Source organism: Streptosporangium sp. NPDC006013 (genome assembly GCF_040614275.1).
Taxonomy (GTDB): Bacteria; Actinomycetota; Actinomycetes; order Streptosporangiales; family Streptosporangiaceae; genus Streptosporangium.
The window spans coordinates 1-6098 of the sequence record NZ_JBEXUE010000555.1 but is presented as its reverse complement, the minus strand read 5'-3'; the positions used below and the strand labels follow the sequence as shown (position 1 = coordinate 6098).

The following is a 6098-nucleotide window of genomic DNA, read 5'->3' as shown; positions in this document are numbered from 1 at the left end:
TCTCGCAAGGCGGAGGAGGGAGCCGCAGCGTGCTGCGGTGACCGACGACAACGCGGCGAGGCGCCGCCTGAGCGACCGCAGTAGGCAAAAGATCCAAGGGACAGGGCCTAGCCCCAGTGCGGGGGGCGCTCCTCGATCAGGCGGGCGTCGTCGTCGGCCTCGCGCCACTCGCTCCAGCCGACGTCGGTGTCGTCGGTGGTCTGGTCGGGCAGGACCGGCAGGCCGTCGTCGGCGAGGTCGACGGGACGCAGGTCATCGGGGCGCAGGTCATCGGGTTCGAGCACTGTCACGTGCCCATGCTAGCCATCCGCCCGGCCTGTCTTCGCGCTCCGCGAAGAAGACAGGCCGGGCCTGTCTCTTCGTGGAGAAGGCGGGCGGGGCTTGGCGACGCCTGGGACAGCTGAAAGCCCAGCGGGTACGATGCGAGGGCAGGTTTCCGCAACCCCCGTGAGGCGCCATGACAACGCCAGCAGGATGGCGGCGAGACGGCAATCTCCCCAACGAGCTGACCAGCTTCGTGGGGCGCACCAGGCTGCTCACCACGCTCAGGCAGCGGTTGGGCGAGCACCGCCTGGTCACGGTGACCGGCATCGGAGGGGTCGGCAAGTCACGCACCGCCCTGCGGATCGCGCATCTGATGCGCAGCCAGTTCAAGGACGGCGTCTGGTTCGCCGACCTGGCCCGCCTCCAGGACTCGGGGATGGTGCGCCACACGATCACCTCGGCCCTCGGGATCGCCGACCAGTCCGCCCGCTCGGCGGACGAGACGCTGATCGAGTGGCTGGGCGACCGCGAGATCCTCCTGATCATCGACACCTGCGAGCACCTGGTCGACGCGTGCGCCGCGCTCTTCGAGGACCTGCTCCGCAGCGCCAAGGGCCTGACCATCCTGGCGACCAGCCGCCAGTCGCTGAACGCCAGGGGCGAGCACACGGTCACCATCCCGCCGCTGGCCGTCCCCGGCGACTCCCCGGGCGAGGACGTCTTCACCAACGAGGCGGTTCAGCTCTTCGTCGCGCGGGCCGGTGCGGTGGTGCCCAACTTCATGCTGGACGAGGGCAACATCGGCCCGGTGGCCGAGCTCTGCCGCCGTCTCGACGGCATCCCGCTCGCCATCGAGCTGGCCGCGGTCCGGATGCGCGCGCTCTCCGTGGAGCAGATCCTCGGCCTGCTGGCCGACCGGTTCAGCCTGCTCGCGGGGGCCAGCCGCACCGCGCTGCCCAGGCACCAGACGCTGCGGGCCGCGATCGGCTGGAGCCACGAGCTGTGCGAGCCGGCCGAGCGGCTCCTGTGGGCACGGCTGTCGGTCTTCGCGGGAGACTTCGAGCTCGATGCCGCCCGCTACGTCTGCTCAGGGGACAGTCTCCCCTCAGAGGACATCATGGACCTCATCTCCAGCCTGGTGGAGAAGTCGATCCTGCTGAGCGACGGCACGCCGTCCGGGCACCGCTACCAGCTGATCGACACCCTGCGGCAGTACGGCGAGGAGTGGCTGGACAAGCTCGGCGAGCGCGACCGGATCAGGGAGAAGCACCGCGACTACTACCTGCAGCTGGCCTCAAGGAGCGAGGACGCCTGGTCGGGCGCCCGCCAGGTCTACTGGTACGTCAGGATGCGCCACGAGCACGACAACATCCGCGTCGCGCTCGACTACTGCCTGCGCACTCCCGGCGAGGTGCAGTCCGGGCTGAAGCTGCTGTCCTCCCTGTGGTTCATGTGGGTCGCCTGCGGGCTGGCCCGCGAGGGCAGGCTCTATCTGGAGAAGACCCTGGAGCTGGCTCGCCAGCCGAGCGCCGAGCGGTGCAAGGCGCTCTGGGTGCTGTCCTACATCAACAGCGCGCAGGGCAACATCAGCGGTGCCATCGAGGCCGCGGAGCAGTGCAGCTCGGACGCCGTCAGGGTCGGCGACTCGGGCGCGGTCATCCTGGCCACCAAGATGCTCGGCACCGCCGCCTTCCTCCAGAACGACCTGCAGAAGGCGAGCGCGCTGCTGGGCGTGGCGATCGAGTTCCACAAGAGCGGGCGGGAGCTCAACCCGGGTCTGCTCCCCTCGATCGTCGAGCTGTCCATGGTGCTGCTCATCCAGAACGAGCCGGCCGAGGCCGAGGTGCTGCTGCGCGACTGCATCGCGGTCTGCACCCAGCGCGGCGAGCTGTGGCTGCGCTCGTACGCCATCTACGCGCTCGCCAGCGTGTGCCAGGCGATGGGCCGTTCGCCCGAGGCCACGTCGAACGCCCGTGAGGCGCTCCGCCTCAAACGCTACTTCCACGACGTGCTCGGCATCGGCCTGGCGATCGAGGTGGTCGCCAGGCAGGCGCTGGAGGACGGCCAGCCGCTGCTCGCCTCCCTGCTGATGGGCGGCGGTCAGGCCAACTGGCGGACCTTCGGGATGCCGCAGATGGGCTCCCCGTTCTTCAACTCCGAACACGACCGCTGCGTCAAGGAGTGCCGGCGCGTCCTCGGCGACGAGGCACACGAGGAGGCCTTCTCCCGGGGCAGGAAGCTGAACCTGGAGGAGCTGATCGTCCTCGCGCTCGGAGACCACGAGGACGGTCAGGTGCTCTCCGGGTGAGTCACCCGGCGGACTCTCCCCCCTGCTGCCAGGCCGTCGTGTAGCGGGAGCTGGTCAGCGAGTAGTCGACGCTGCCGCTGATCCAGAACTCCAGGCCGCGCACGTAGGCGAGCACCGCCTCGGAGCCGAGCGCCTCAAGGGAGGGGCGCAGCGCCACCATGTCGGCGATGGCCTGGTTGCGCATGGCGCCGATCGCCTCCATCGCCTGCTGCCGGGAGTAGCCCCGGTGCCTGGCGAGCACGCTCACCAGGTTGTTGCGGGAGTTGACGCCCTCGCTCTCCTTGGCGTAGGAGATGAGGTCGTTGTCCCAGACCACGACGTCGTTGGCGCTCTCGGTGATCGCCTTGACGCCGGGGTGGCGCCACTCCTCGGGGGTGAGGGCGCGTCCGCTCGCGACGTCGATGAGGGCGAAGACCGTGAGCATGGCGCCGGTGCGCCGCCGCATGAAGAGGTAGTCGTCCACCTGCGGAACCACGTCGGCCTCGCAGTTGGCGGCCTCCCACACCTGGGCGAAGAGGTAGTCCTTGGTAACGGAGCGCCAGCGGTCGAGCTGGTCGTCGTCTCCGTACCTGGCGATCCTGCCCTTGATCTCCAGGAGCGTCCTGGCGAAGACGTCGTCGACCTCCTGCCCGGCCTCCAGGTCGTCGAGGACGGTGAACAGCCGGGGCAGGGCGCGGGTTATCTCGCCTGCGCCGCGGCCCGACTCGCAGAAGGCGTCGTCGAAGGCGAACAGCCACACGCACCAGTCGGTCACCAGGCGGAGCGTGTGGTGCTCGGCGTAGGGGTACGTACGGGCCCCCAGCCAGCCGTACTTCGCCCGCCGATAGCGCTCCACGGTCTCGGCATCATCCAGGATGCCCGTGTCCACCAGCCAGTCGAGGGTCTCGGCGTTGACCCTTTCGACATGGGGGCTGACCTCGCTGGGAAAGGGGCAGGGTAACGGGGGGACGCGAAGTGGTAGGCCTGACCTACGCGTAGTAGTAGTTCCCACTCCTCCAGGATGGCCGAAGGGCGATAGTTTTCCTATACATCGGTAAACACCTGGATATCGCAATTTTCAGGTTAATGCCCGAACTATTTCCGGTATTCGTCCTGGCCGAACATCCGGGCCGCGTCCGTCGCCGAGGGAGTTCCGGCATCCGGGTCGGCACCGGCCGGCAGGAGCGTCCTGATCACGTCGGGCTCCTTCTCGAAGACCGCGCCCGCCGGCGGCGTCCGTCCCCGGTCGCCGGCCCTGCCCGGGTCGGCGCCCAGCGAGGCGAGTGCCCGGACCGTTTCGGCGTGGCCGTGTCAGGCGGCGAGCATCGGCAGCGTGTCACCCTTGTCGTTGGTGAGGTCGGCCGGCACCCCGGCCTCGGCATAGGCACCGAGCGTCTCCGTCTCACCGGCTCTCGCCAGGTCGAACAGACGGGTTGCGAACTCCTCAAGCTCAGGGTCAGGCTGCATGTGACCCATTGTGCCCCGATAGGGTGCCTGTGACCGCCGAGGGCATCCGGAATTCAGCGGACCCCCCGTGGGTTGAGCTGAAGAGACGATCGACGAAAGGCTGGAAAACGGTGTTCGACCCGACGGATCTCTACCGGCTCAGCGGAGACGTCCCTGAGCTGACCGATCCGGTGCTGCTCTACCACTTCGACGGGTTCGTGGACGCCGGTGGCGCCGGACGGCTCGCCATCACCCATCTGCTCGACGAGCTGGAGCACCGGGTCGTGGCGACCTTTGACGTGGACCGCCTGCTCGACTACCGCTCCCGGCGGCCCACCATGACCTTCGACAGTGACCGCTGGGTGTCCGTGGAGAGCCCCGAGATCACGCTGCGCCTCGTCCAGGACAGCACGGACACACCGTTCCTGCTGCTCAGCGGCCCAGAGCCGGACCGCGAGTGGGAGCTGTTCACCTCTGCGGTCGAAACGCTGGTCACCCGGCTGGGTGTCGGCAGGCTGGTGACCTTCCACGGCATCCCGATGGCCGTCCCGCACACCCGCCCGCTGGGCGTCACCGGACACGCCAGCCGGCCCGAGCTCGTCGCCGGTCAGACCAGCGCCTTCGGCAAGGTCCAGGTGCCCGGCAGCGTGACCGCGCTGATCGAGTTCCGGCTCGGCGCCAAGGGGCACGACGCCCTCGGCTACGCCGTGCACGTTCCGCACTACCTGGCGCAGGCCGAATACCCCTCGGCCGCGGTGACCGCGCTGGAGGCGGTCACCAAGAACACCGGGCTGGTGTTCCCGCTGGACGGCCTGCGCGAGGCCGCCGGGAAGACCGACGCCGAGATCGCCGAGCAGATCGAGGCCTCCCAGGAGCTGTCCACCGCCATCACCGGCCTGGAACAGCAGTACGACGCGTTCGCCGCGGGCTCCGAGCGCGAGAGCCTGATGGCCGAGTCCACGGATATGCCGACCGGCGACGAGCTCGCCGCCCAGTTCGAGGCGTTCCTGGCCGAACGCGACGAGCATCGCGGTGACTGAGCTGCGCGTCGGCCTCGTCGGGTACGGGGTGGCGGGGGCGTTCTTCCATGCCCCGCTGATCACCGCGACCCCCGGCATGCGGCTGTCCGCGGTGGTCACCGGTGATCCCGGCCGGGCCGCCGAGGCCTCGGGTAAGTACGGCGCGCGGGTGGTCGGCGACGCCGCCGCCCTGTGGGACGGCGCCGACCCGGTCGACCTGGTCGTGATCGCCTCCCCCAACCGCACCCACGTTCCGCTGGCGGAGGCCGCCCTGAAGGCCGGCCTGCCGGTCGTGGTGGACAAGCCGCTGGCCGCGACCGCCGGACAGGCGCGCGGCCTGGTGGAGCTGGCGCGTGCGAGGGGCCTGATGCTGACCGTGTTCCAGAACCGGCGCTGGGACGGCGACTTCCTGACGCTCGGGCGGCTGGTCTCGGCGGGCGAGCTCGGCGAGATCACCCGGCTGGAGTCGCGCTTCGAGCGCTGGCGGCCGGTGCCGAAGGGCGGCTGGCGCGAGACGGGCGGCACCGACGAGGTCGCCGGGCTGCTCTACGACCTCGGCAGCCACCTGGTCGACCAGGCTCTGCGCCTGCTCGGCCCGGTCGTCGACGTCTACGCCGAGTCGGACGTGCGGCGCCCGGGGGTGAACGCCGACGACGACACCTTCATCGCCCTCTCCCACTCGAGCGGGGCCCGTTCCCACCTGTGGGCCGGCGCGGTCACTCCCCGGCTCGGCCCCCGCTTCCGGGTGCTCGGCTCGCGGGCGGGCTACCTGAAGTACGGGCTGGACGTGCAGGAGGAGCAGTTGCGCGCCGGTCTCACCCCCGCCTCTCCCGGCTTCGGTGCGGAGCCTCCGGAGCGGTGGGGCACCCTCGGTACCGACGACGACAACCGCGTCGTCCCCACCGAACCCGGCGCCTACGCCGGGTTCTACCGGGCCGTGGCCGCCAGTCTGCGCCAGGGCGCTCCACCACCGGTCGACCCCGAGGACACCTGCCCGGTCGCCGTTGTCGTTGATCGCGACCATGCGGCCGCCGTCGCGGGTGCCGTAGGCGTACGACCAAGGTTTCCTCCCTACAGTGAAC

The 6098-nt window shown here is 70.1% G+C and carries 6 protein-coding genes; 3 read left to right on the top strand and 3 right to left on the bottom strand.

The annotated features are described in order from the left end of the window. Nucleotides 1-107: 107 nt before the first annotated feature. A complete protein-coding gene (locus ABZ260_RS44750) occupies nucleotides 108-290 on the bottom strand; it encodes a hypothetical protein (protein ID WP_355630248.1) in 183 nt (60 codons plus the stop codon). A gap of 167 nt (nucleotides 291-457) precedes the next feature. Between ABZ260_RS44750 and ABZ260_RS44745 the strand changes: the two genes are divergently transcribed. Next, complete coding sequence (locus ABZ260_RS44745; RefSeq protein ID WP_355630246.1) at nucleotides 458-2572, top strand: ATPase; 2115 nt, start codon at nucleotides 458-460, stop codon at nucleotides 2570-2572. A 1-nt stretch (nucleotide 2573) separates the two neighbouring features. Here the strand turns inward: ABZ260_RS44745 and ABZ260_RS44740 are convergent, their stop codons facing one another. Next, nucleotides 2574-3563 carry a 4-epi-cubebol synthase gene (locus tag ABZ260_RS44740; RefSeq protein ID WP_355630243.1) on the bottom strand — a complete coding sequence of 330 codons (990 nt, stop codon included), beginning with the start codon at nucleotides 3561-3563 and terminating at the stop codon, nucleotides 2574-2576. Between the two features lie 299 nt (nucleotides 3564-3862). Then, nucleotides 3863-4018 carry a hypothetical protein gene (locus ABZ260_RS44735; RefSeq protein ID WP_355630240.1) on the bottom strand — a complete coding sequence of 52 codons (156 nt, stop codon included), beginning with the start codon at nucleotides 4016-4018 and terminating at the stop codon, nucleotides 3863-3865. A gap of 110 nt (nucleotides 4019-4128) precedes the next feature. On the opposite strand from ABZ260_RS44735, the gene ABZ260_RS44730 reads away from it, so the two are divergent. Together ABZ260_RS44730 and ABZ260_RS44725 are read left to right on the top strand one after the other, a co-directional pair. Beyond that, nucleotides 4129-5037 carry a PAC2 family protein gene (locus ABZ260_RS44730; protein ID WP_355630237.1) on the top strand — a complete coding sequence of 303 codons (909 nt, stop codon included), beginning with the start codon at nucleotides 4129-4131 and terminating at the stop codon, nucleotides 5035-5037. After that, the coding region (locus ABZ260_RS44725) for a Gfo/Idh/MocA family oxidoreductase (RefSeq protein ID WP_355630234.1) at nucleotides 5030-6098 on the top strand (1069 nt) is incomplete at its 3' end. The genes ABZ260_RS44730 and ABZ260_RS44725, both read left to right, overlap by 8 nt.